This is a genomic window from Anaeromyxobacter paludicola (assembly GCF_023169965.1).
GTDB classification, from domain to species: Bacteria; Myxococcota; Myxococcia; order Myxococcales; family Anaeromyxobacteraceae; genus Anaeromyxobacter_B; species Anaeromyxobacter_B paludicola.
Genome location: NZ_AP025592.1, coordinates 3,947,337 through 3,971,544 on the forward strand (window position 1 = coordinate 3,947,337; position 24,208 = coordinate 3,971,544).

18 protein-coding genes are annotated in these 24,208 nt (G+C 73.9%); 8 read left to right on the plus strand and 10 right to left on the minus strand.

Annotation, left to right across the window (positions count from 1 at the left end):
• Positions 1-11: 11 nt before the first annotated feature.
• Positions 12-1,646 carry a hypothetical protein gene (locus AMPC_RS17625; RefSeq protein ID WP_248342785.1) on the minus strand — a complete coding sequence of 545 codons (1,635 nt, stop codon included), beginning with the start codon at positions 1,644-1,646 and terminating at the stop codon, positions 12-14.
• Between the two features lie 49 nt (positions 1,647-1,695).
• Between AMPC_RS17625 and epmA the strand changes: the two genes are divergently transcribed.
• The 4 genes from epmA (at position 1,696) to AMPC_RS17645 (ending at position 8,636) form a co-directional block, all read left to right on the plus strand.
• Positions 1,696-2,703, plus strand: coding sequence for an EF-P lysine aminoacylase EpmA (epmA, locus tag AMPC_RS17630; protein ID WP_248342787.1), 1,008 nt, complete (start codon positions 1,696-1,698; stop codon positions 2,701-2,703).
• Between the two features lie 142 nt (positions 2,704-2,845).
• The gene (locus AMPC_RS17635) at positions 2,846-4,243 is read left to right on the plus strand and encodes a TolC family protein (protein ID WP_248342789.1); all 1,398 of its coding nucleotides are present in this window, start codon (positions 2,846-2,848) and stop codon (positions 4,241-4,243) included.
• Complete coding sequence (locus AMPC_RS17640) at positions 4,240-5,301, plus strand: efflux RND transporter periplasmic adaptor subunit (RefSeq protein WP_248342791.1); 1,062 nt, start codon at positions 4,240-4,242, stop codon at positions 5,299-5,301. The genes AMPC_RS17635 and AMPC_RS17640 overlap by 4 nt, the downstream gene beginning before the upstream one ends.
• Entirely contained in the window at positions 5,298-8,636 is a 3,339-nt protein-coding gene (locus AMPC_RS17645; protein ID WP_248342792.1) for an efflux RND transporter permease subunit, read from the plus strand. The genes AMPC_RS17640 and AMPC_RS17645 overlap by 4 nt, the downstream gene beginning before the upstream one ends.
• Here the strand turns inward: AMPC_RS17645 and AMPC_RS17650 are convergent.
• From AMPC_RS17650 to AMPC_RS17660, 3 genes are all read right to left on the minus strand, one after another.
• Entirely contained in the window at positions 8,576-10,303 is a 1,728-nt protein-coding gene (locus AMPC_RS17650; RefSeq protein WP_248342793.1) for a nucleoside kinase, read from the minus strand. The two genes, AMPC_RS17645 and AMPC_RS17650, sit on opposite strands and share 61 nt — an antisense overlap.
• 110 nt (positions 10,304-10,413) lie before the next feature.
• Positions 10,414-11,580, minus strand: coding sequence for a class I SAM-dependent rRNA methyltransferase (locus tag AMPC_RS17655; RefSeq protein WP_248342794.1), 1,167 nt, complete (start codon positions 11,578-11,580; stop codon positions 10,414-10,416).
• A 17-nt stretch (positions 11,581-11,597) separates the two neighbouring features.
• Complete coding sequence (locus AMPC_RS17660; protein ID WP_248342795.1) at positions 11,598-12,449, minus strand: MBL fold metallo-hydrolase; 852 nt, start codon at positions 12,447-12,449, stop codon at positions 11,598-11,600.
• A gap of 178 nt (positions 12,450-12,627) precedes the next feature.
• Here AMPC_RS17660 and AMPC_RS17665 point away from each other — a divergent pair, with 178 nt between their 5' ends.
• On the plus strand, positions 12,628-14,991 hold the full coding sequence (locus AMPC_RS17665) for a nitric-oxide reductase large subunit (protein WP_248342796.1): 2,364 nt from the start codon (positions 12,628-12,630) through the stop codon (positions 14,989-14,991).
• A gap of 102 nt (positions 14,992-15,093) precedes the next feature.
• On the opposite strand, the gene AMPC_RS17670 is transcribed toward AMPC_RS17665, so the two are convergent.
• Complete coding sequence (locus tag AMPC_RS17670) at positions 15,094-16,152, minus strand: NADH:flavin oxidoreductase/NADH oxidase (protein WP_248342797.1); 1,059 nt, start codon at positions 16,150-16,152, stop codon at positions 15,094-15,096.
• 139 nt (positions 16,153-16,291) lie between these two features.
• Here AMPC_RS17670 and AMPC_RS17675 point away from each other — a divergent pair, with 139 nt between their 5' ends.
• A complete protein-coding gene (locus AMPC_RS17675) occupies positions 16,292-16,528 on the plus strand; it encodes a YgaP family membrane protein (RefSeq protein ID WP_248342798.1) in 237 nt (78 codons plus the stop codon).
• Positions 16,529-16,637: 109 nt separating this feature from the next.
• Here the strand turns inward: AMPC_RS17675 and AMPC_RS17680 are convergent, their stop codons facing one another.
• Together AMPC_RS17680 and AMPC_RS17685 are read right to left on the minus strand one after the other, a co-directional pair.
• Positions 16,638-17,807: a cystathionine gamma-synthase gene (locus tag AMPC_RS17680; protein ID WP_248342799.1), complete on the minus strand. Its 1,170-nt coding sequence runs from the start codon at positions 17,805-17,807 to the stop codon at positions 16,638-16,640.
• 20 nt (positions 17,808-17,827) lie between these two features.
• Entirely contained in the window at positions 17,828-19,210 is a 1,383-nt protein-coding gene (locus tag AMPC_RS17685) for a cystathionine beta-synthase (protein WP_248342800.1), read from the minus strand.
• A 112-nt stretch (positions 19,211-19,322) separates the two neighbouring features.
• Between AMPC_RS17685 and AMPC_RS17690 the strand changes: the two genes are divergently transcribed.
• Positions 19,323-20,417, plus strand: a complete 1,095-nt coding sequence (locus tag AMPC_RS17690; protein WP_248342801.1) for an aminoglycoside phosphotransferase family protein — start codon at positions 19,323-19,325, stop codon at positions 20,415-20,417.
• Between the two features lie 30 nt (positions 20,418-20,447).
• On the opposite strand, the gene AMPC_RS17695 is transcribed toward AMPC_RS17690, so the two are convergent.
• Complete coding sequence (locus AMPC_RS17695; protein WP_248342803.1) at positions 20,448-20,783, minus strand: hypothetical protein; 336 nt, start codon at positions 20,781-20,783, stop codon at positions 20,448-20,450.
• Between the two features lie 146 nt (positions 20,784-20,929).
• On the opposite strand from AMPC_RS17695, the gene AMPC_RS17700 reads away from it, so the two are divergent.
• On the plus strand, positions 20,930-21,817 hold the full coding sequence (locus AMPC_RS17700) for a transposase (protein ID WP_248342804.1): 888 nt from the start codon (positions 20,930-20,932) through the stop codon (positions 21,815-21,817).
• A gap of 313 nt (positions 21,818-22,130) precedes the next feature.
• Here the strand turns inward: AMPC_RS17700 and AMPC_RS17705 are convergent, their stop codons facing one another.
• Positions 22,131-23,690 carry a solute symporter family protein gene (locus tag AMPC_RS17705; RefSeq protein ID WP_248342805.1) on the minus strand — a complete coding sequence of 520 codons (1,560 nt, stop codon included), beginning with the start codon at positions 23,688-23,690 and terminating at the stop codon, positions 22,131-22,133.
• Positions 23,691-23,723: 33 nt separating this feature from the next.
• Positions 23,724-24,068, minus strand: a complete 345-nt coding sequence (locus AMPC_RS17710) for a DUF485 domain-containing protein (protein WP_248342806.1) — start codon at positions 24,066-24,068, stop codon at positions 23,724-23,726.
• Positions 24,069-24,208 lie beyond the last annotated feature (140 nt).

Genomic DNA, 24,208 nt, shown 5'->3' on the forward strand with positions numbered 1-24,208 from the left:
GGCGCGCCGCATCATAGCCGCAGACCGGCCGCCTCGGCGCGCGCCCGCACCAGCCCCGCGAGCCCGGCCGCGTCGAGGGCGCGGCTCCCGGTGAGCCGGGCCAGCTCGTCGGGCGTGAGCCGGCCGCCGACCGACCAGCGGTCGAGCAGCCAGCCGCCCGCCTCGCGCGACCGCCACCAGGGCGCGTCCACCGCCCGGCGCGAGAGGTAGGCCTCGAGCTGCGCGCCGAGCAGGGCGCCGCGCAGCTCCTCGGCCGAGGCGAGGAGGGGGTCCTGGTCCACGAGGAAGAGCGCCGCCTCGTCGGCCTCCACCGGGTGGGCGAAGGCCCGCTCGCCGAAGCGCCGGGCCGCCGCCTCGGCGCCGGCCGGGTCCTTCAGGCGGGCCGCCTCGACGAGCACCCGCGCCGCGAGGCCCCGGACGGCGTGGAGCCGGTCGCAGAGCTCGGTGCGGACCGCGAGGTCGCGGTGGCCGAGCGGCAGCTGGGCGCGCTCGACGAGCCAGGTGGGATCGGCGGTGAGCCACTCGAAGAGCGTGCCGTAGGCCTCGGTGAGCGCGGGCGGCGGGAGCCGCCGGAACTCCATGACCGGCGTCTGCACGTGGGCGAGGAACTGCGCCGTGGCGAGCTCGTGCAGCACCCCGCGCAGCTCGGGCGCGCCGCCCTGCGGGACGAAGGAGACCCGCACGTCGCCCGGCACGTCCACCGGCATCACCAGCGGCCGCGGATCCTTGCGGGCGTCGGTCCGGTCGTCCACCGTGAGGTTCTTCTGCTGCCCCACCGCGAAGCCGAGCCCGTCCATCAGCGCCGAGACGTGGCCGAGCACGCGCGGCGCCGGGAAGGTCCGGGCGTCGCGGGCGGTGCGGAAGAGCCGGCGCAGGTCGCGCTCGCGGAGCCGGTCGAGCGGGAGCTTCAGCTCGCGCCCGGCGAGGTCGGCGAGGAGCATCCGGTAGAGCTTGTCGGTGGCCGAGAGCGCGTCCTCGGCGAGGGCGGCGAGCCGCTCCGGGGGCGCGCCCCGCAGGTCGGCGACGAGGGCGCGGGCGTCCGGGTACCCGAGCCGGCCGGCCTGGTCGCGGACGGCGCTGGCCCAGGCCTGCGCGAGCGGGGCCCGGGCGCGGGCCGCCTCCGCCGCGAGGTGCTCGAGGGCGGCGCGGCGGGACGGGTCGGGCTCGGCCGCGAGCAGGGCCGGGACGCGGCTCGCGGCCACCTTGCGGCCGTCCCAGGTCACGGTGGCGGCGGCGGCCGCCGCCGCCGCGCGCTCGGACTCGGCCGCGGTGGCGCGCGCCAGGAGCTCGCCCTGCAGGTAGCGCGCGAGGGCGTCGAGGGCCTGCAGCTCGGCCCCGGCGGCGCCGGCGCGGGCGGCCCGCACGGCGGCCAGGGTCTCCGGGGTGAAGAGCCGGGCGTGGCGCGCGTGGACCGCGTCGAGGTCGATGGGGGCGCCGGTGGTCCAGCCCTTCCAGATGGCGTCGGCCTCGTCGTGGAGGAGCCGGTCCACCTCGTCGCGCACCGGCGCGAGCGGGCTCGGGGCCGGGGCCCCCGCGGCCGGGGCGGCGCCGGGCGCGGCCGGCGCGGGGGCGGCCGGCGGCGGGGTCGCGTGGGCGCAGGCGAGCGCGAGCGCGAGCGGGGCGGCGAGGAGGGCGGGGGTTCTCACGAGGACGCATGTTAACCACCCGCCCGCGGCCTCGGTTAAGTTCCGGCGCATGGATCCCCAGAAGGTGACCCGGGCGCGCGCCCGCGCCCGGCTCAACGCCGCGGTGCGGGCCTTCTTCTCCGAGCACGGCTACGACGAGGTCGAGACGCCGTGCCTCGTGCCGGCCCCCGGGATGGAGCCGCACATCGCCTGCTTCGAGGCGCCGTTCGTGCCCGAGGGCGGCGGCGCGCCGGTGCCGCTCTGGCTGCACAGCTCGCCCGAGTACGCCATGAAGCGGCTCCTCGCCGCCGGGTTCGAGCGCATCTTCCAGCTCGCGCGCGTCTTCCGGAACGGCGAGGTCTCGGCGACGCACAACCCCGAGTTCACGATGCTCGAGTTCTACCGGGCCCACGCCGACCACGAGGACATCATGCGGGACCTCGAGCGGCTGGTGGAGGCGGCGGCCGGGGCGGTGGCGGGCGGCACCGCCGTCCGGCGCGGCGGGGTCGCGGTGGACCTCGCGGCGCCCTTCGAGCGGCTCGCGGTGGCGGAGGCCTTCCAGCGGCGCGCCGGGCTCGACCTCGACGCCTGCGGGGAGGACGGCGAGCGGCTGCGGGCGGCGGCGCATGACCGGGGGCTGCCGGTCGGGCCGGAGGGGGAGGGGTTCGACGACCTCTTCTTCCGCATCTTCCTCGAGCGGGTGGAGCCGGGCCTGGGCGCCCCGCGCCCCGTCTACCTCGTGGACTGGCCGGCGCGGATGGCGTCGCTCGCCAAGCTGACGGCGGACGGCCGCCACGCGCGAAGGTTCGAGCTCTACGTGGCCGGCCTCGAGCTCGCGAACGGGTTCTGCGAGCTCAACGACGCGGCCGAGCAGCGGCGGCGGCTCGAGGAGGAGCGGGCGCTGCGGGCGCGGCTCGGGCGGCCGGCCTACCCGATCGACGAGCGGTTCGTGGAGGCGGTCGGGCGCATGCCCGACGCCGGCGGGGTGGCGGTGGGCCTCGACCGGCTGCTCATGCTGCTCGCCGGGGCGGAGCGCATCGAGGAGGTGCTGCTCTTCCCCGCCTGCGAGTTCCTCTAGGCGGCTCCCGCCGGCCGGCCGGAGGCTCGGAGGCGCGCTCCGGCCCTTCGGGGATGGGTCCGGGCTCGCCCCATCCTGCCGCTTCTCGAATCCTCCGCCGAGGTGTTGGCTCGGACCGTGCGTGCCGACGCCGAGGCCCACCATGACCCGCTCCTTGATCTCCGTCGCCGCGGCGGCGGTCCTCCTCGCGGCGCCGGCCCGGGCCGCCGAGTCGCTCTCGCTCGCCGACGCCATCCGCGCCGCCTGGGCCAGCCACCCCGGGCTCGCGGCCGGCGAGGCGCAGCTCGAGGCGGCCCGGGCCCAGGCCGAGGCGGCCCGGGCCGGTCACTGGCCGACCCTCGGGCTCGGCGCCCGCGCCCTGGTCACCGACGAGCCGATGAACGCCTTCGGGCTGCGGCTCGACGAGCAGCGGATCACCGCGGGCGACTTCGCGCCCGACCGGCTCAATGCTCCTACCCCGGTCGGGGGACTCGGGCTCTCCGGCTCGGTCACCGTGCCCCTCTACAGCGGCGGGCGGATCTCGGCCGGCGCCCGCGCCGCCGCGCTCGGCGCCGAGGCGGAGGGGGAGAGCCAGGCGCGGCGGCGGCAGGAGCTCGCGCTCGCGGTGGTCCGCAGCTACTTCGGCGCCGAGGTGGCGGCGGAGGGGCTCGCCCACGCGGAGGACGTGCGGCGGCAGGCCGAGGAGACGGAGCGGTTCGTGCGGGCCCGCAACGCGCGGGGGCTCCTCCTCGACTCCGAGGTGGCGCGGGCGACCGCGTTCCGCGCCCAGGCCGAGGCGGAGCGCGCCGGGGCGGCGCAGCGGCTCGCGAGCGCCCGGTCCGCGCTGGCGCTGCTCGTGGGGGAGCGGGCGCGGGAGGCGCAGCTCACGACGCCGCTCGCGGAGGCTCCCGGGGGCGCCGGGCCGAGCGGCCTCTCTCCCGCGCCGGCAGGGGCGGAGCTCCGGGCTGCGTCTCCCTCTCCCGCGCCAGCGGGGGAGGGCGGGGGAGGGGGTGCGGCCGGGGGCCGCCCGGACCTCCTCGCCGCCCGGGCGCAGGTCGAGGCGGCGCGGGAGGGGGTCGCCGCCGCGCGCGGAGGGCTCCTCCCCGAGGTCTTCGCGCAGGGCAGCGTCGAGACGATGCGCTCGGCGCTCGACCAGGGCGCGACCTGGCTCACCGCCGTGCTCGGCGCCCGCTGGAACCTCTCGCTCGCCACCGGCCGCGAGGTCGAGGCCGCCCGGGCGCGCGCCGCCGCCGCGGCCCGGAACCTCGAGTGGCAGGAGCGGCAGGCCGCCCGCGAGGTGGAGGAGGCCGAGCGCGCCATCGCCGCCGCCGACGCGCGCGTCCGCTCCGCGGAGGAGGCGGTGGCCGCCTCGGAGTCGGCCCGCGCGCTCCGCCAGGCGCGCCACCGCGAGGGGCTCCTGCCCCTCACCGACGTCCTCGACGCGGAGGCCGGCCTCGCCGGCGCTCGCGCCCTCCTGCGCGGCAGCCGGCTCGAGGCCCGCGTCGCGCGCGCCGAGCGTCAGCTCGCCCGGGGAGAGCCCGTGGAAGGAGTGCAGCCATGAAGACCATCGTCCCCGCCACCCCCGCCGCGGTCCGCGCGTCGCTCGCGCGCCCCGTCGCCGCGCTCGCCCTCCTCCTGGCCTGGGTCGCCCCGGCCATCCCCCTGGCCGCCCCGGCCGGCGCCCCCGCGCCGCGCCCGGTGCGCCTGGTCTCGTCCGAGCGCCCCGGCGCCGGCCGCTGGGTCGCGGGCAGCCTCGCCGCCGAGCGGCGCGCCACCCTCTCCACCCGCCTCGCCGCCCAGGTGCGCCAGGTGGCGGTGGAGGAGGGGCAGCGGGTCAGGAAGGGCCAGCTCCTCGTCCGGCTCGACGACGCCGACCTGCGCGGCCAGTGCCGGGCCGCCGAGACCGCCCTCGCCGCGGCCCGGGCGCAGGAGTCGCGCATGCAGCGGCTCGAGGCCGAGCGCGCCGCCACCCGGAGCGAGCTCGAGCTGGCCGCCTCGCAGCGGGCGCAGGCCGAGGCGGCGGTCACCGCCGCCCGCGCCAGCCTCGGCTACACCGAGATCCGCGCCCCCTTCGACGGGACGGTGCAGGCCCGGCGGGTGCAGGCGGGCGACCTCGTCGGCCCGGGCCAGCCGCTCGTGGAGCTCGAGGCCGGGGGGCTCGAGGTGCAGGTCACGCTCTCCGAGGAGGAGGCCGCCGGGCTGCGCATCGGGACCCGCCTCCGCTTCCAGGCCGACGGCAAGGACGGCCGGGCCCTGGTGACCGGCCTCGCCACCGGCGCCGATCCGCTCTCCCACCGCCGCAGCCTGCGGGCCCGGGTGGTGGAGGGCGCCGCCGGCCTCGCGAGCGGCGCCTTCGCCCGGGTGGAGCTGCCGGCCGCGGGCGGCCCGGCCGCGGCCGCGCGGGCCGGGCTCTGGGTCCCGCGCTCGGCGGTGGTGGAGCGCGGGGACCTCACCGGCGTCTTCGTGCTCGACCGCGGCCGGGCCGAGCTGCGCTGGCTGGCGGTGGGAGAGGCCGCCGGCGATCGGATCCCCGTCCGCGCCGGCCTCGCCCCGGGCGAGCAGGTGATCGACGCGCCCGGCCCGCTCAAGGACGGCGAGCCGGTCGAGGTCGCGCCATGACCTCCGCTCCGAGGCGCGGCCTCGCCGGCCGCATCGCGCAGGCGTTCCTCACGAGCAAGCTCACGCCGCTCGGGGTGGTCGCCGCCATCCTCCTCGGCGCCGTCGCGGTGCTGCTCACGCCGCGCGAGGAGGAGCCGCAGATCGTGGTGCCGATGGTGGACGTCATCGTCCCCTTCCCGGGCGCCATCCCGCGCGAGGTGGAGAGCCAGCTCACCACGCCGCTCGAGCGGCGGCTCTGGGGCATCCCCGGCGTCGAGTACCTCTACTCCACGAGCTCCCCGGGCGCGGCCTTCCTCACCGTCCGCTTCAAGGTGAACGAGCCGCTCGAGCCCTCGCTGGTGAAGGTGCACCAGGAGCTGGTGGCGCACCCGGAGCTGCTGCCGGCCGGCGCGCGCCCGCCGCTGGTGCGGCTGCTCACCATCGACGACGTCCCCTTCCTCACCCTCACCCTGCACGGCGCCCCGACGCCGCCCGGCGTGCTGCGCGCCCTCGGCGAGGAGGTGGCCCGCGAGCTCGCCGACGTGCCCGAGACCGCGCAGGTGAAGGTGCTGGGCGGGGCCCGCCGGGTGGTCCGGATCGAGCCCGATCCCGACAAGCTGCGCAGCCTGGGCCTCTCGCTGGCGGAGCTCCGCCCCGCGCTCGAGGGCGCGAGCGCCCAGCTCCCCGCCGGCGCCCTGGTGGACGGCGGCCGTCGCACCGAGGTGGAGGCGCGCGGGTTCGTGCTCACCGCCTCGCAGCTGCGGCGGGTGGTGGTGGCGGTCCGCGGCGGCCGGCCCCTCTACCTGGAGGACGTGGCGCGGGTGGCGGACGGCCCCGAGCCCGAGCCGGCGGTGGTGCTGTACGGCGAGAAGGGGAGCGCGGGCTTCGAGCAGGCGGTGTCGATCACCCTCGCCAAGCGCAAGGGCGCCAACGCCACCGCCCTCGCCGAGCGCGTCCAGCGCAAGCTCGAGTCGCTGCGCGGGCGGCTCGTGCCGGAGAGCGTGAAGGTGACGGTCACGCGCAACTACGGCGAGACCGCCGGCGAGAAGTCGAACGAGCTCATCGAGCACCTGCTCATCGCGACCTTCTCGGTCATCGCCCTCATCGCGCTCGCCATGGGCTGGCGCGCCGGCCTGGTGGTGGCGGTGGCGGTGCCGGTGACGCTGGCCCTCACCCTGCTCCTCACCTACCTGTTCGGCTACACCCTCAACCGCGTCACCCTCTTCGCCCTCATCTTCTCCATCGGCATCCTGGTGGACGACGCCATCGTGGTGGTGGAGAACGTCCACCGCCACCTGCACCTCCCGCGCGGCGACCGGAGCTTCGCCGCCACGGTGATCGAGGCGGTGGACGAGGTGGGCAACCCCACCATCCTCGCCACCTTCGCCGTCATCGCCGCCATCCTGCCCATGGCCTTCGTGCGCGGGCTCATGGGGCCGTACATGCGCCCCATCCCCGTGGGCGCCAGCGTCGCCATGATCTTCTCGCTGATCATCGCCTTCGCGGTGAGCCCCTGGGCGGCGATGAAGGTCTTCCGCAAGGAGGCCCGCCTCCCGGCGTGCGACCCCTCCGGCCTGCACCCGGCCGACCCGGCCCGCGAGCCGGCGAGGCCGTCGCCGGAGGACGAGCGGCGCCACGCCGACGCCCCGGAGGGCGCCGCCACCCGCGCCTACCGGAAGGTGATGGGCACGCTGCTCCGCTCCGGGAAGGCGCGGCTCGGGTTCCTGGCCCTCGTGCTGGTGCTCTTCGCCGGCGCCGCCTCGCTGGTCTGGTTCGGGGCGGTGAAGGTGAAGATGCTGCCCTTCGACAACAAGAGCGAGTTCCAGGTCCAGCTCGACCTGCCGGCCGGGACGGCGCGCGAGGACGCGCTCGCGGTCGGGCAGCGGCTGGCGCGCCGCCTGCTGCAGGAGCCGGAGGTGAGGGACGTCGAGGTCCACTCCGGCGTGGCCGCCCCGTTCACCTTCGTGGGCATGGTGCGCCACTCCTTCCTGCGCGAGGAGGCCGAGCAGGTGGACCTGCAGGTCAACCTCGTGCCCAAGTCGGACCGCAAGGCCCAGAGCCACGCCATCGCCACCCGGCTGCGCCCGGCGCTCCAGGAGCTCGCCTGGCCGGCCGGGGCGCGGCTCAAGATCGTGGAGATCCCGCCCGGCCCGCCGGTGCTCGACACGCTGGTGGCCGAGGTCTACGGGCCGAGCGCCGCGGAGCGCCAGCGGATCGCCGGCGAGGTGCTCGCCGCCTTCCAGGGCACCCGGGGCGTGGTGGACGTGGACTCGACGCTCACCCCGACCTCGCCGCGCCTCTCGCTGGTGCTCGACGCCGAGAAGGCGGCGCTGCACGGGGTGCAGCCGGCCGCGGTGGTGCAGACCCTGGCCGCGGCGGGGGAGGGGGACCGGCTCGGCACCTTCCACGTGGAGCGCGGGGCGGCGCAGGTGCCGGTGGTGCTGCAGCTCGCGCCGGCCTGGCGCGCCCGCGCCGAGCAGCTCCTGCAGCTCACGGTCCCCGGCGCGCGGGGGGCGGTGCCGCTCTCCGAGCTGGTGCGCCCGGTGGAGGGCCGGGCCGACGCGCCCGTCTTCCACAAGAACCTGAAGCCGGTCGCGTACGTCTTCGGCGACCTGGCCGGGGAGATCGAGAGCCCGGTCTACGCGCTCGCGGCGCTGGATCGGAAGCTCGACGCGCTGCGCGGCCAGGGCGGCGAGGTGGTCCCGCGCTTCGGGCTCGCGCACCCCGAGGAGACGGAGACGCCCTCGATCAAGTGGGACGGCGAGTGGCACATCACCCTCGAGGTCTTCCGCGACCTCGGGCTCGCCTTCGCGGCGGTGCTGGTCCTCATCTACGTGCTGGTGGTCGGGTGGTTCGAGAGCTTCCTCGTGCCGCTCGTGATCCTGGTGCCCATCCCGCTCTCGCTCATCGGCATCCTGCCGGCGCACGGGCTCGCCCGCGCCTTCTTCACGGCCACGAGCATGATCGGCTTCATCGCCGGCGCCGGCATCATCGTGCGCAACTCGATCATCCTCGTGGACTTCATCGAGCTGAAGCTGCGCGAGGGGATGGCGCTCGAGACGGCGGTGGAGGAGGCCGGCGTGGTCCGCTTCCGGCCCATGCTGCTCACCGCCTCGGCGGTGCTGGTGGGGAGCGCGGTGATGCTCGCCGATCCCATCTTCCAGGGGCTCGCCATCTCGCTCATGGCCGGCGAGGTGGCCGCCACGCTCCTCTCCCGCGTGGCGGTGCCGGTGCTCTACTACCTCTACGCCCGGCGCGGCCGCGCGGCCGAGCTGCAGCGCGAGGCGCCCCCGCCTCAGTACTCGAACCCGCTCCCGCCGATGAACTCCCGGAGGAGCGAGGTCGGGGGCACGTGATCGGGGTAGATGGAGACGAACTGGTCGATGAGCAGCCGGAGCCGGTGCGCGGTGGGGAAGGCGGGGTGGCTCGCCGGCACCTCCAGCAGGTACCGCTCGGCGTAGACCTTCAGCACCGCCGGCTCGTAGATGAGCGAGGTGTCGAAGACCGCGTCGGCCTCGGCCTGGAAGGGGAAGATGTGCTTGCGCTCGCCGGCCTGCACCGACGGCCAGCGGAGGATGTTCTCGGCGGCCGAGTAGCCGCGCTGGTGCCGGTCGCGGACGATCCGGCGCAGGAGCCGCAGGTCGGTCGCCGAGACGCGCGAGAGCCGGTCGAAGGCGAGCGTGGTGGCCGGGTGCACGAAGACGCGGAAGAGCTCGCCGGGGCGCGGGATCCCGCCCAGGAGCGCCGGGTTGAGGCCGTGGATGCCCTCGAGCATGAGCACGTCGCCGCGCCGGAGCTGGATGACCGGTCCGCCCTCGGGGTGTGACCGGCCGGTCTTGAAGTCGTAGCGCGCGGTGCGCACCGCCTCGCCGGCCAGGAGCCGGCGCACGTGGTCCTGCAGGAGCGGGAGGTCGAGCGCCTCGAGCGCCTCGAAGTCGAGCTCGCCGGCCGCGTCGCGGACGGTCTTCTCGCGGTCCACGTAGTAGTCGTCGAGCCCGAGGCCGAGCGGGTTCTTGCCGTCGATCTGGAGCTGGACCTTGAGCCTCCGGATGAAGGTGGTCTTGCCGGAGGAGGAGGGGCCGGCCACGGCGATGATCCGGATCCGGTCGCCGGCGGCGGCGATGTCGTCGGCGATCTGGCCGATCCGCTTCTCGTGGAACCCCTCGGCCACGTTGATGAGCTGGCTCACCTGGCCGCTCACGCAGGCCTCGCCGAAGTCGCCCACGCTCCGCACGCCCATGGCCTCGAGCCAGGCCTCGTGCGCCCGCTCCATGGAGCTCTCGCTCGCCTCCGCGGCGGCGACCGCCTGCACCCCGTTGCGCGGGTCGCGCCGGCCGAGGTCGAGCAGGAGGTGGTTCTCGGCCGCGGTGAGGGTGAAGCCGCGGACCTCGGCGGTGGAGGGGAGCATCGGGCCCATGCCGAGGGCGTAGATCTCGCCGCAGGCCACGAGCGGCACGGTGTTCTCGCGCCGGTGCCGGAGCAGGCGGGCGGCCTCGCGCCACCCGCGCTGCTCGAAGAGGAAGATGGCCTCCTCCACCATCCAGGTCTCGTGGCGGATGGGGAGGTCCTCCGCGGCGACGCGCGCCATCTCGGCGGTGAGCGTCGCGGCGAGCACCGGCAGCTTGGCGGGGGCCGCGCCCTCGAAGGCGACCACCTGGGTGCGGCCGCGGGAGGGCCCGAGCCGGACCACGCACTCCGGCCAGTGCCGGCGGGCGGCCTCGAGGAGCACCAGCGCCACGCTGCGGGCGTAGATGCGCCGCCCCTCCCAGTGCTCGGTGGTGAGCGGCGCCAGGGTGGCGTCGGCGACGAGCGGGGTGGCGAGCGAGACCGGCTTCTGGCCGAGGAGCCCGGCCACCACCAGCACGCCGCCCACCTCGCCGGGGAGGAGCGCGCCGACGCGCGTCCCGGTGGGCACGGTGTCCACCCGCTCGCCGCGGCGGACCGTCACCGTGGGCGAGCGCGGGATCGAGCGCCCCTGGACCGGGTGGGAGGACGGGGACGACGGCTCGGGCAGGGCGGGCATGTGGGGCGATTCTAGCGTCGGGGACGCCGCCTCGGCCAACCCCTGGCCGCCCTCGCGGCCCTGGCCGCCGCCTGCACCTTCCCCGGGGAGCGGCCGCGGCGCGCCCGCGGCTACGGCAGCCGGAGCACGAAGCACTTCAGGTAGCGGGTCTCGGGGACGCCCAGGAGCACCGGGTGGTCGCGCCCCGCCCCGCGGCGCTCCAGCACCTGCACCGGCCGGCCGGCGTCGCGCGCCGCCTCGTGGACGATCTCCTCCAGCATCGCCTCGGGCACGTGGTAGCTGCAGGAGGCGGTGACCAGGATCCCGCCCGGCTTCAGGATCTGCATGGCGCGCAGGTTGATCTCCTTGTACCCGCGCCGCGCCGCCGGGACCGCCTCCTTGTTCTTGGCGAAGGCCGGCGGGTCGAGCACCACGAGATCCCAGGACGGCGCCTTCTCCGACTCGTCGCGCAGCCAGTCGAAGGCGTTCGCCTCCACGACCGAGAGGTTGCCGGCCCGGTTGCGGGCGGCGTTCCCCCGCAGGAGCCCGGCCGCGACCGGCTGCATCTCGACCGCGGTGACCTCGCTGGCGCGCCGCGCCAGCTGCAGCGCGAACCCGCCGGCGTAGCTGAAGCAGTCCACGCAGCGGCCGCGCGCGTAGCCCCCCGCCGCGAGGTGGTTCTCCCGCTGGTCGAGGAAGGCGCCGGTCTTCTGGCCCTCGAGCACGTCGAGCCCGAGCCGCACCTCGCCCTCGCGGTACTCGAGCGCGCCCGGCGCCTCGCCCCGGAGCACGCCCTTCTCCTGCGGCAGCCCCTCGAGCTCGCGCACCCGCACGTCGTTGCGCTGCACCACGGTCCGCAGGCCGAGCTCGCCCGCCAGGACGTCGGCGATGAGCGCCTTGCGGCGGTCGGTGCCCGGGACGAGCGTCTGCACCACCGCCACGTCGCCGTAGCGGTCGGCCACCAGCCCGGGGAGGAGGTCCGCCTCGCCGTGGACCAGCCGCACCGCGGGCTCGTCCCCGAAGGCGACGCGCCGCAGGTCGATGGCGCTCCGGATCCGCTCGGCGAAGAAGTCGTCGTCCACCGGCTCCTCGTCCCGCGTGAGCAGGCGGAGCGCGATCTTGGAGCGGGCGGACCAGAAGGCCTTGCCGAGGAACTTGCGGCGGCCGTCCTGGATGGTGACCACGTCGCCGCTCTCGACGCGCGCCGGGGCCGACTCGACGTCGCCGCGGTAGATCCAGGGGTGGCCGTGGGCGAGCCGGTCGGCGCCGCGCCGGGTGACGGTGACGTAGGGTTCCATAGGGGGTCCGCTTCGTACTACATCGCGACCGGTTCGCGGAAGGCCGGCTCGCCCTTCTCCTCGGCGAGGCGGCAGGCCGCGTAGGCCGGATCGTGCTCGAAGAAGAGGATCCCGTCCTCCTCCAGCGCCTCGGCGAGGATCATCTTCTTCTCCTCGATCGTGGTGAGCGGGTAGAGGTCGTAGCCCATCACCCAGCTCGTCCGCAGGTGGGCGTGGGTCGGGATGACGTCGCCGCAGAAGGTGAGGTGGGTGCCGTCGCCGTGGAACCGCGGGAGCTGCTGCCCGACGGTGTGCCCCTCCGAGACGATGAGCTCCACGTCGGGGAAGAGCTCGGCGTCCCCCTCCACGAGGTGCAGCCGCCCGGAGTGGGCGAGGAGCGCGAAGTCCTCCTCGCGGAAGCTCCCGCCGTCCTTCTCGCTCGGCGCGTGGGCCCACTGCCAGTTGCGCCGCTGCAGGTGCCAGGTGGCGTTGGGGAAGGCGAGGTGGGCCGCGCCCGCGGGCCCGACCGCGGTCCCGCCGGCGTGGTCGAAGTGGAGGTGGGTGAGCACCACGTCGGTCACCTCCTCCGGCTCGACCCCGTGCCGGCGCAGGTCGGCGAGGAGCCCGCCCTGGACGCGCTCGATCCCGTAGATCTCGACGCGCTTCGCATCCCAGCGCTCGCCCATCCCGTCGTCCACCACGATGCGCCGGCGGCTCCCCTCGTCCACGGCGAGGAGGCACCGGGCGGCGAGCCGGATCCGGTTCCGCGCGTCGGCCGGGATCTTCTTCTCCCAGAGCGGCTTCGGGACGATGCCGAACATCGCGCCGCCGTCGAGCGCGAAGGTGCAGTCGAGCAGCGAGGCGAGCTGGTAACGGCCGAGCTTCAGCATGCGTCGATCGTAAGGGAGGACGGGGCGGGAGGCGAACCTTTCGGGCGCCCGGGCGGCGGGCGGTCGATGCGATCCGCGGGAGCCGGACGACCGCCAGCCGGTTCCCCCTTCAGGCCCGATGGCGCGAACCCGGGCGGTCACTAGCTTTGCGAGCGGCATCGCCCGGAGGAGCCCTCGCATGCGCTACCGCGGCTACTGGATCGCCCTCGCCCTCGTCGTGTTCGGCTCGCTCGCGGCGCTGGCGGCCTTCGTCCCGCGCATCGACTCGGCCAAGCCGCCCATCCCGGAGCGGGTGGTGGGCCCCGGCGGAGCGCTGCTGGCCGGGCCGGGCGCCATCCAGCGCGGCCAGAACGTCTGGCAGTCGATGGGCGGCCAGGAGGTCGGCACCATCTGGGGTCACGGCGCCTACGTCGCGCCCGACTGGAGCGCCGACTGGCTCCACCGCGAGAGCGTCTTCGTGCTGGAGCGGTTCGCCCGCGACGAGGGGGCGAGCGGGTTCGCGGCGCTCGGGCCGGAGCGGCAGGCCGGACTGAAGGCGCGGCTGGCCGCGGTGATGCGCCGCAACACCTACGACCCCTCGACCGGCGCCGTGACCCTCGGCGCGGAGCGGGCGGCCGCCTTCCGGGCCAACGCCGAGCACTACGGCCGCGTCTTCCGCGACGGCAACGACGCCTACGCCATCCCGCGGGGCGCGCTCACCGACCCGGGCCGGCTGCAGGACCTCGCCGCGTTCCTCTGGTGGACGAGCTGGGCGGCCGGGACCGAGAGCCCCGGCTCGACGGTCACCTACACCCAGAACTGGCCGCACGAGCCGCTCGTCGGCAACCGCCCCACGGGGGCGGCGCTGGTCTGGAGCGTGCTCTCCTTCGTGCTCCTGCTGGCCGGCATCGGCGGCCTGGTCTGGTACCAGTCCGGCCGCGAGGAGCACGCGCTCCGCCCGGCGCTGCCGGAGCGCGACCCGCTCTTCGGGCTCGCGCCCACGCCCAGCCAGCGCGCCACCGTGAAGTACTTCTGGGTGGTGGCGGCGCTCCTGGTGGTGCAGATCCTGCTCGGCGCCGTCACCGCCCACTACGGCGTGGAGGGCGGCGGGTTCTACGGCTTCCCGCTCGCGGAGGTGCTGCCGTACGCGGTGGCGCGCACCTGGCACACCCAGCTCGGCATCTTCTGGATCGCCACCTCCTGGCTCGCCACCGGCCTCTACGTGGCGCCGGCGGTGAGCGGGCACGAGCCGCGCGGCCAGGCCGCGCTGGTGAACGTGCTCTTCGCCGCCCTGCTGGTGATCGTGGTGGGGTCGCTCGCCGGCGAGTGGCTCTCGGTGAAGCAGCGGCTCCCCGGCGACGCCTGGTACTGGTTCGGCCACCAGGGGTACGAGTACGTGGACCTGGGCCGCTTCTGGCAGCTCTTCCTCTTCGCCGGGCTCTTCATCTGGCTCTTCATCATGCTGCGGGCGCTCTGGCCGGCGCTGCGCGGGACGGCCGCGCCGGCGGGGGCGGGGCGGAGCGAGGCGGAGCTGGCGGGGCGGGCCGGTGCGCCCGCCGACTCGAGGCCGCTCCTCCTGCTCTTCGTCCTCTCCAGCGTGGCCATCGCCGCCTTCTACGGCGCCGGGCTCATGTACGGGAAGAACAGCCACCTCGCGCTCGTCGAGTACTGGCGCTGGTGGGTGGTGCACCTCTGGGTGGAGGGGTTCTTCGAGGTCTTCGCCACCGTGGTGATCGCCTTCCTCTTCGTGCGGCTGCAGCTCCTCGACGTGCACCGCGCCACCGAGGCGGTCTTCTTCTCCACCATCGTCTTCCTGGCGGGCGGCATCCTCGGCACCTTCCACCACCTCTACTTCACCGGCACGCCGGCCGGGGTGCTGGCGGTGGGGGCGGTCTTCAGCGCCCTCGAGGTGGTGCCGCTCACGCTGGTGGGGATGGAGGTCTGGCAGAACCTGCGCCTGGCGCGCGCCCGGAGCTGGCTCGCCGCCTACCGCTGGCCCATCTACTACTTCGTGGCGGTGGCGTTCTGGAACCTGGTGGGCGCGGGGCTCTTCGGCTTCTTCATCAACCCGCCCATCGCGCTCTACTACATGCAGGGGCTCAACACGACGCCGGTCCACGGCCACACCGCGCTGTTCGGCGTGTACGGCATGCTCGGCATCGGCCTCATGCTCTTCTGCCTGCGGGCGCTGCGCCCCGGGGCGGCCTGGAAGAACGCGCCGCTGGCGGTCTCGTTCTGGGCCATCAACGTGGGGCTGTCGCTGATGGTGCTCCTGTCGCTCCTGCCGCTGGGGCTCCTGCAGGCCTGGGCCTCGGTGGAGGTCGGCACCTGGTGGGCCCGCTCGTCGGAGTTCCTGCAGACGCCCACCATGAACGCGCTCCGCTGGCTGCGCGTCCCGGGCGACACGCTCTTCGCCATCGGCGCGGTGATCCTGGGCTGGTTCGTGCTGGGGCTGAAGACGGGCTGGTCGCTCGAGCGGCGCGGCCGGGTGGTGGCGCCGGGCTCCACGCGGGAGGAGGAGCCCGGGACCGCGGCGAGGGTCGGCGAAGGCGGCCGGGCCTGAGGCAGGCGGCCCGGCCAGCTCCGGCTCGGGGCCGGCCCCGGGTCGGTCGTGCGCCGGCGGCCCGGGGCGCGGCGGGCGGCCGCGTCCCCGGAGCCCGCGCGACTACCGGGAGGCGCGCAGGTACTGCTTCGGCCAGGGCCCTTCCTGGCGCAGCTCGCGGGCGGCGCGCAGGGTCCAGTACGGATCGCGCAGCAGCTCGCGGGCGAGGAGCACGAGGTCCGCCTGGCCGCTGCGGATGATGTGGTCGGCCTGCGCCGGGGAGGTGATCATGCCGACCGAGGCGGTGGCGACGCCGGCCTCGCGCCGGATCTGCTCGGCGAAGGTGGCCTGGTAGCCGGGGCCCACGCTGATGGCCGCGTTGGGGACGAGCCCGCCCGACGAGACGTCCACGAGGTCCACCGTCCCCTCTAGCGCCTTCGCGAGCGCGACCGACTGCGCGAGGTCCCAGCCCCCCGCGGCCCAGTCGGTGGCGGAGATGCGGATGAAGACCGGCAGCTCCCTCGGCCAGGCCTCGCGCACCGCGCGCGCCACCTCGAGCGTGAGCCGGATCCGGTTCTCGAACGAGCCGCCGTAGCCGTCCTTGCGCAGGTTGGAGAGCGGGGAGAGGAACTGGTGCAGGAGGTAGCCGTGCGCGGCGTGGACCTCGACGGAGCGGAACCCGGCCTGCCGCGCGCGGCCGGCGGCGGCGGCGAAGGCGTCCACCACCCGGCGGATCCCCGCCTCGTCGAGCGCGGCGGGGGACGGGTAGTCGTCCGAGAAGCGGACGGGGCTCGGCGCCACCACCTTCCAGCCGCCCTGCGCCTCCGGCACCGCGCCCTCGCCCTCCCACGGGACGCGTGTGCTGGCCTTGCGACCGGCGTGGGCGAGCTGCAGGCAGGAGGCGGCGCCGTGCGACTCGACGAGCCGGACGATGCGCGCCAGCGGCTCGATCTGGGCGTCCTCCCAGAGCCCGAGGTCGGCGGGGCTGATGCGCCCCTCGGGCGTGACGGCGGTGGCCTCGAAGATGACGAGGCCGGCGCCGCCCACCGCCCGGCTGCCGAGGTGGACGAGGTGCCAGTCGTTGGCCCGGCCGGCCTCGGCCGAGTACTGGCACATGGGGGACATGCCGACGCGGTTGCGGAGGGTCAGCTCGCGCAGCTTCAGGGGGCTGAAGAGGTTCATGGCGCGGGAGATAACACTCCGTCCGGGGGGTGCAAGCAAAGCGGCCAGACGGGCATCCCCGAACGGTCCCGCGAACCGATCCGGGGGGGCGCGGCTCACACCGGCTGCGCCGGCAGGGACGCCGGCTGGAGGATCTTCGATGACGGTCGAACGAGCGGTGCGGATGCTGGCGGGGACCTTCGTGCTCCTCTCGCTGGCGCTCGGCGCGCCGGCGAGCCCGGTGTACGTGAGCAGCTGGTTCCTCTGGTTCACGGCGTTCGTGGGCGCGAACCTGTTCCAGAGCGCGCTCACCGGGTTCTGCCCGGCGGCGACGATCTTCCGGAAGCTGGGCGTCGGCGGGAGCTGCTCGGTGGAGCGGGGGGTCGAGCCGCAGTAGGCCGGCGCCGGAGTACTCGTCGGCGTCCTCGAGCAGGTTCGCGAGCACGCGCTGGAGCAGCGGCCGGCTCCCCCGCACCTCCGGGAGCGGGGCCGCCGCGGCGGGCGCCTCAGGCCCGCTTCGCCGCCGCGAACCCGCGCTCCAGGTCGGCCACGAGGTCGTCCACGTGCTCGATGCCGCAGGAGACGCGGATGAAGCCGTCGGCGATGCCGAGCTTCGCGCGGGTCTCGGGGGGCACGCTCGCGTGGGTCATGATGGCCGGGTGCTCGATGAGGCTCTCGACGCCCCCGAGCGACTCGGCGCAGGCGAAGATCCGCAGCGCCTTCAGGAAGGCCCGGGCCGGCTCCAGTCCGCCCTTCACCACGAAGGTCAGCATGCCGCCGAAGCCCTTCATCTGGCGCCGGGCGAGCTCGTGCTGCGGGTGGGAGGCGAGGCCCGGGTAGGTGACCTTCTCCACCTGCGGGTGGCCCTCCAGGAACCTCGCCACGGCGAGCGCGTTCTGGGCGTGGCGCTCCATCCGCACGTGCAGCGTCTTGAGGCCGCGCAGCACGAGGAAGCTGTCCATGGGGCCGGGCACGCCGCCCACGGCGTTCTGCAGGAACTTGATCCGCTCGTGGAGGGCGTCGTCGCTCGTCATCACGGCGCCGCCGACGACGTCGGAGTGGCCGTTCAGGTACTTGGTGGTCGAGTGGGTGACCACGTCGATCCCGAGCGACAGCGGCTGCTGGAAGTAGGGCGAGGCGAAGGTGTTGTCCACGACGGTGCGCGCGCCGTGCGCCCGCGCGAGCCGCGAGACCTCGGCGAGGTCCACCAGCTTCAGCATGGGGTTGGTCGGGCTCTCGAGCCAGACGAGCCGGGTGTTCTTGCGGAGCCCGCGCTCCACGTTCCGGGCGTCGCTCGCGTCCACGTAGCTGAACTCGATCCCGTGCCGGCGGTACACCTTGTCGAAGATGCGGAAGGTGCCGCCGTAGACGTCGTCGGACACGAGCACGTGGTCGCCCGCCTCGAGGAGGTGCATCAGTGCGTCGGTGGCGGCGAGGCCGGAGGCGAAGGCGAGCCCGTGCTTCGCCCCCTCGAGCGCGGCGAGGCAGCCCTGCAGCGCGTCGCGCGTCGGGTTCTGCGTGCGCGAGTACTCGTACCCCTTGTGCTCGCCGGGGCCGTCCTGCACGTAGGTGCTCGTGAGGTAGACCGGCGTCATGATGGCGCCGGTGGTGGGGTCGGGGCGCTGGCCGGCGTGGATCGCCAGCGTCTCGAAGCGGAGGTCCTTGTCGTCGGCCATGGTCGTCGCCTCGCGAAGAGCTAGTGGAGCTTGCGGCCCAGGAAGTCGATGAGGTCGATCTTGGTGACGATGCCGGTCACCTTGTCGCCCTCCTTCACCACCGCCACGTTGTCGTCGTTGAAGATGTCGCGCAGCTTGCCGATGGCGGTGTCGGCCGACACCACGCCCTGCAGCGGCTGGACGAGCGGCTCCACCACCTCGGTGAGCCGGTGCTTCCCCTCGATGAGGAAGTTGAGCAGGTCGTACTCGTGGATCATCCCGAGCACGCGGCCGGCGTCGTCCACCACCGGCATCTGCGAGATGTCGTGCTCCTTCATGGCCTTCACCACGACCTCGACCTTGTCGGTCTTCCGCGCGGTGATCACCTCGCCGCGACGCCCGCCGAGGATGTCGCGCACGGTGGCCGACGCGACGCCCTCGGCGCCCTCGGCGACCGGGAAGCCGTTGTCGCGCATCCACTCGTCGGAGAAGAACTTGGAGATGTAGGCGCGCCCGCCGTCGGGGAGGGGCACGACGATGGTCTTGCCCTTGCCGAGCTCCTTGGCGAGCTGCACGGCGACGTGCACCGCGGCGCCGGCGCTGCCGCCGGCGAAGATGCCCTCCTCGCGCGCGAGGCGCCGCGCCATGGTGAAGGCCTGGCGGTCGTCCACCTGGCGGACGTCGTCCATCACCGCGAGGTCCATCGCGCCGCACATCATGTCCTCGCCGATCCCCTCCACCTTGTAGACGTGCGGCTGGGACAGCTTCCCGGTCTTGAACATCGAGTGGTAGACGGAGCCGACCGGGTCCACCCCGACGTTCTGGATCTGCGGGTTCTTCTCCTTGAAGTAGCGGCCGCAGCCGCTCATCGTCCCGCCGGTGCCGACGCCGGCCACGAAGGCGTCGAACTTGCCGCCGGTCTGCTCCCAGATCTCCGGCGCGGTCACCCGGTAGTGCGCCTCGACGTTGTCGGGGTTGTGGTACTGGTTCAGGTAGAAGCTGTTGGGCGTCTCGGCGGCGATCCGCTTCGCGACCGAGTAGTAGCTCTCGGGCGACTCGGCGGGCACGTTGGTCGGCGTGACGACCACCTGGGCGCCGAAGGCCTTGAGCGTGTCCTGCTTCTCCTTCGACATCTTGTCGGGCATCGTGAAGATGCAGCGGTACCCCTTCACGGCCGCGGCCATCGCCACGCCGACGCCGGTGTTGCCGCTGGTGTTCTCCACGATGGTGCCGCCGGGCTTGAGCACGCCCGCACGCTCGGCCTTCTCGAGGATGTGGAGGGCCATGCGGTCCTTGATGGAGCCGCCGGGGTTCAGGTACTCGAGCTTCACCAGGACGGTCGCGTCCTCGGGGCCGACCACCTTCTGCAGCCGGACCAGCGGGGTGTGGCCGATGGCCGAGAGGACGCTGTCGTGGTAGGGCATGTGCCTTTGGCTCCGGTGAGGATTTGCGGGCTGTAAACGAGGGGTTATAGGCGTCCGCTCGCGGGGGTGTCAACGCGCGGGTCGGGGCGCGGAAGGGCTTCGGAGGCAGGCGATGGCGAGCGATCCGGTGACGACCACCACGGGGCCCCTGGCGGAGGCGCGGGTGCGCGAGGCGCTGCGCCGCCACGCCGGGGCCGCCGTCGCGGACGGTCCGGTGCAGGGGCTGGGCGGGCACGCCTCCCTGCGCACCTACTGGCGGGCGCGCGGCGCCTCCCCTTCGCTCATGGTGATGGTCATGCCGCCCGGCGCGAAGCCGGAGGAGGCGACGCAGGGCGGGCCGCCGGCGGAGGAGCCGTTCGTGAACGTGCAGCGGTACCTCGCCCGGATCGGCGTCCGGGTGCCGCGCATCCTGGCCTTCTTCCCGCCGGAGGGGGCGCTCGCGGGCGTGCCGGGCGTGGTCATGATCCTCGAGGACCTGGGGGACGACATGCTCGAGACGCGGCTGCTGGCGGGCGACGACCGGGAGAAGCTCTACGAGGCCGCCGTGGACCAGCTGGCCCGGCTGCGCGCCGCGGCGGAGGCGCGGCCGGACCCGGCCTGCGTCGCCTTCGGCCGCCGCTTCGACCAGGGGCTCTACCGCTGGGAGCTCGACCACTTCCGGGAGTGGCTGCTCGAGGCCTGGAAGGGCGCCTCGCTCGCGCCGGACGAGCGCGCCTTCGTGGACGCCGAGTTCGATCGGCTCTCGGCCCGGCTCGCGGCCGAGCCGCTCGGGTTCACGCACCGCGACTACCAATCCCGGAACCTGATGGTGCTCCCGGGGGGCGAGCAGGCGGTCCTCGACTTCCAGGACGCGCTCCTCGGGCCGCGGCAGTACGATCTCGTGGCGCTGCTCCGGGACAGCTACGTCGAGCTCCCGGCCGACCTCGTGGAGCGGATGCTGCGCCGCTGGCTGGAGCGGTTCCACGAGGCGGGCGGGCCCCGGCTCGAGTACGGGCCCTTCCGAGAGTTGTTCGACCTCCTCACGGTCCAGCGGAAGCTCAAGGACGCGGGGAGGTTCGTCTTCATCGACCGCGTGAAGAAGAACCCCGGGTTCCTGGTCTCGATCCCGGCGTCGCTGCGGTACGTCCGGGACGCCTTCGGGCGGCTGCCGGAGCTGGCGGAGCTGCGGGGGGTGCTCGGGAGGCACGTGCCGGAGCTGCTCGGGTAGAGGCGCCCCCGGGATGTCTTGGGCGGCCCCTCACTCCAGCCAGCGCCAGGCCAGCACCAGCTCGCCCAGCGCGTAGAGGGTCCCGAAGACGAGCTTGTTGTGCCGGGCGAGCCAGAGCGGCAGGTAGATGTCGAAGTTGTCCGCGCGCTCGTCGGTGTAGCGGGCGGCGACGTCGGTGAGCGGGCAGCGCAGGCGGTTCGCGGCGAGCACGAGCACCTCGCCGAGCACGACGAGCGAGAGCGTGGCGGCGGCGCGGAGGCGGCCCGAGAGCGCGAGCACCGGGATGGCCAGAATGCAGCCGGCGAAGAACGCCCAGACGGCGGTGTGGACGAGCTTCACGAGGCGCAGGGCGCGGGCGGGGTGCACGGGGGGATTGTAGCCGCGCCCGACCGAGAGAACTGAACCGCGGATCATGGTCCGCGCGGCGGACGCCCGCTCTCGGCCTGAGTCGGTCCAAGTCCGCGATCTCGCTCGAACCCAACTCCGGCACGCCTCCTGCCCTGTGGAATGGCATGACCGCGCCGAGACAAATTCTTCCAGGGGCCGTCTATCTCGTCACTCGTCGGTGTTCGGAGCGCCGCCTCTTCTTGCGGCCCTCGGCGCAGACGAACGGAATCTTCCTCTACGTGCTCGCCCTCGCGGCCCGGACTCACGGCGTCCGCGTGCACGCGTTCTGTGTACTTTCCAACCACTACCACCTCGTGGTCACGGATCCCGAGGCCCGCCTGCCGGCGTTCATGCAGTACCTCGACGGCCTCGTCGCCAGGGCAGTGAACGCCTCGCTCGGTCGATGGGAGGGCTTCTGGTCGGCGGACGCTTCATACAGCGCCGTCTCACAGGCGGACTCAGGCGATGTCGTTCGAAAGATCGCCTACACCCTCGCAAATCCCGCCTCGGCAGGCCTGGTTCGTCACGGGCGCGACTGGCCCGGGCTCTGGTCCGCTCCCGAGCTGCTCGGCACCGCCACCCTGACGGCGGCCCGACCGGAGGTCTTCTTCAGCGCAACGATGCCTGGGACGGCCACGCTCGACCTGTCGCTTCCCGCAGGATTCGCGTCTGTGGAGGAGTTCCAGCGGCTCGTCGGGTCCGCGCTCGAGGAGCTCGAGGTCAAGGCACGGGCAGAGGCGCCAGCGCGCGGTTTCCTGGGCCGGAGGCGCGTGCTCGCGGAACAGCCGCTCAGCCGGCCAGCGGCAGGCGCGCCCAGGAGAACGCTCAACCCGCGGATCGCCGCCCAGGACAAGTGGAAGCGCATCGAGGCCATCGGGAGGCTACGGACTTTCCTCGAAGCCTACCGCAGCGCGCTCGTGGAGCTGCGATCCGGCGTGCGAGACGCGCTGTTCCCAGCGGGCACGTACCACCTGCGAGTCGAGCACGACGTCCGCTGCGCTGTGCCGGCCTGATTCGCCCGCCAGGACGCGAGCATCTGTAGGAACAGGCTCGGCCCTCGCTCGGAGCGCGGGGGAGCGTTCGTCGATCGGTCGGGTCTTCCTCCTCGCGCGCCGCGCAAGCGTGCGCGCTGCTGCCCGGCGTGGTCTGCTCGCCCGGGTCACAGCGAGGCGAGAGCCCCGTTCAGGTGACTTCTGGAGCCACTCGGGGACCTGACACGGGCAATGAGTTACGGCTCTCCGGCAAGGACTCTCGGACGGGCGAAGAAAAGGCGGGCGCCCCTCGAGGAGGAGCGCCCGCCTGGGCTCAGGAGGCTTCTCGCGAGAGCTACTCGGCGCCGACGCCGAGGTAGGTCCGGAGCTTCTCGTCCTCGAACATCTCCTGCGCGCGGGGCTCGGGTGTGAGCAGCGAGACGATGATCCCGATCGCGAAGGCACAGGACATCGAGACGATGCACGGGTTCTTGAGCCCGACGATCGGGGTGGCGTTGTGGAACACGTCCACCCAGACCGTCGGCGAGAGCACGATCATGCCGATGGAGAGGAACGCGCCGGTGAGGATCGAGGCCACCGCGCCGGGGGTGGTGAAGCGCTTCCAGAGCACCGACATGAGCAGCGCGGGGAAGTTGGCGCTCGCCGCGATGGAGAAGGCGAGGCCCACCATGAAGGCCACGTTCTGGCCCTTGAAGGAGATGCCGAGGATCACGGCGGCCAGGCCGAAGATGACGGTCGCCACCTTGGCGGTCTTCATCTGCTCCTCCTCGGTGGCCTTCCCCTTCTTGATGATCGACACGTAGATGTCGTGCGAGTACGCCGACGAGCCGGCGAGGGTCAGGCCGGCGACGACGGCGAGGATGGTGGCGAAGGCGACCGCGGCGATGAACCCGAGGAACGGCGTACCGCCGAGGAGCTCCGCCACGAGCGGGGCGGCCATGTTCCCGCCCTTGTCGATGCTGGTGATCATCTTGCGCCCGACGAGCGCAGCGGCGCCGAAGCCGACGATGGGGATGATGATGTAGAAGTAGCCGATGAGGCCGGTGGCGTAGAGCACCGACTTGCGGGCGGCCTTGGCGTCGGGGACGGTGTAGAAGCGCATCAGGATGTGCGGCAGGCCGAGCAGGCCGAACATCAGCGCGAGGCCGAGGGAGATGGCGTCGAGGGGGCTGGTCACGAGCCCGCCCGGCTCGAGCGCGGCCTGCCCGTACTGGCCGGCCACGGCGGCGTAGAGGTTGCCCGGGCTGAAGTCGAACTTGCCGAGCACGAGCACGGTGAGGAGGCTCACGCCGAGGAGCAGCAGCACCGCCTTGATGATCTGCACCCAGGTGGTGGCGACCATGCCGCCGAAGAGCACGTAGGCGAGCATGATGCAGCCCACCAGGATCTCGGCGTACTCGTACTTGATGCCGAACATCAGCTTGATGAGGGCGCCGGAGCCGACCATCTGGGCGATGGTGTAGAAGAGCACGGTCAGGATGCCGCCCACCGCCGAGGCGATGCGCACCGGCGTCTGCCGCAGCCGGAACGCCACCACGTCGGCGAAGGTGAACTTGCCGAGGTTCCGGAGCGGCTCGGCGATGAGGAACATCAGCGCCGGCCAGCCGACGAGCCAGCCGGTGGCGTAGATCATGCCGTCGTAGCCCTTGAGGGCCACCATGCCGGCGATGCCGAGGAAGGACGCGGCGCTCATGTAGTCGCCGGCGAGCGCGAGGCCGTTCTGCACGGCGGAGACGCTGCGGCCGGCCGCGTAGAACTCCTTGGCCGACTTGGTCCGCTTGGCGGCCCAGTAGGTGATGGCCAGGGTGACGAGGACGATGAGGAGGAAGAAGGCGATGGAGGACGCCTGGGGGCTGCCGAGGGTGGTCTGCATGGGCTGGGCGCTGGGGGGCATGGGTCGGTTTCCTCGCGTGGGGGTCTGGTCGCCCTACTTCTTCAGCTGTCCCTTGAGCCGCTCGACCTCGGGGTCGTAGCTCGCGTTCGCCCAGGCCACGTAGATCGCGGTGAGCACGAAGGCGATGACGATGACCGCGATGCCCACCGGGATCGCGAGGGTGGTCACCTCGCCGATCTTCTGGGACATGGCCGGCTTGGCGTTGGCGATGAGGAGGATGAAGCCGTAGTAGGTGACGAACAGCGCCGCGAGCAGCGCCGTGCTCACGGTCCAGCGCTTCGCGACGAGCCGCTTGAACTCGTGCGAGTTGATGACCTCGTGCGCCGATTTCTCGGGGCCGGTGGAAGCCTGCTTCAGTTGGTGCGTCGCATTCGCCATCGATGACCTCTCATCAGGCTCGTATCGACCCGCGTCGGGTTCGGTCGAGCAGCGTGGGGGGTACGTCGCTCACTCCGCACTTCACGACATTCGTTCCGGCCGGTGCGCAGGGTGGGTGCCAGCGGAATTTCCTGCGCGCC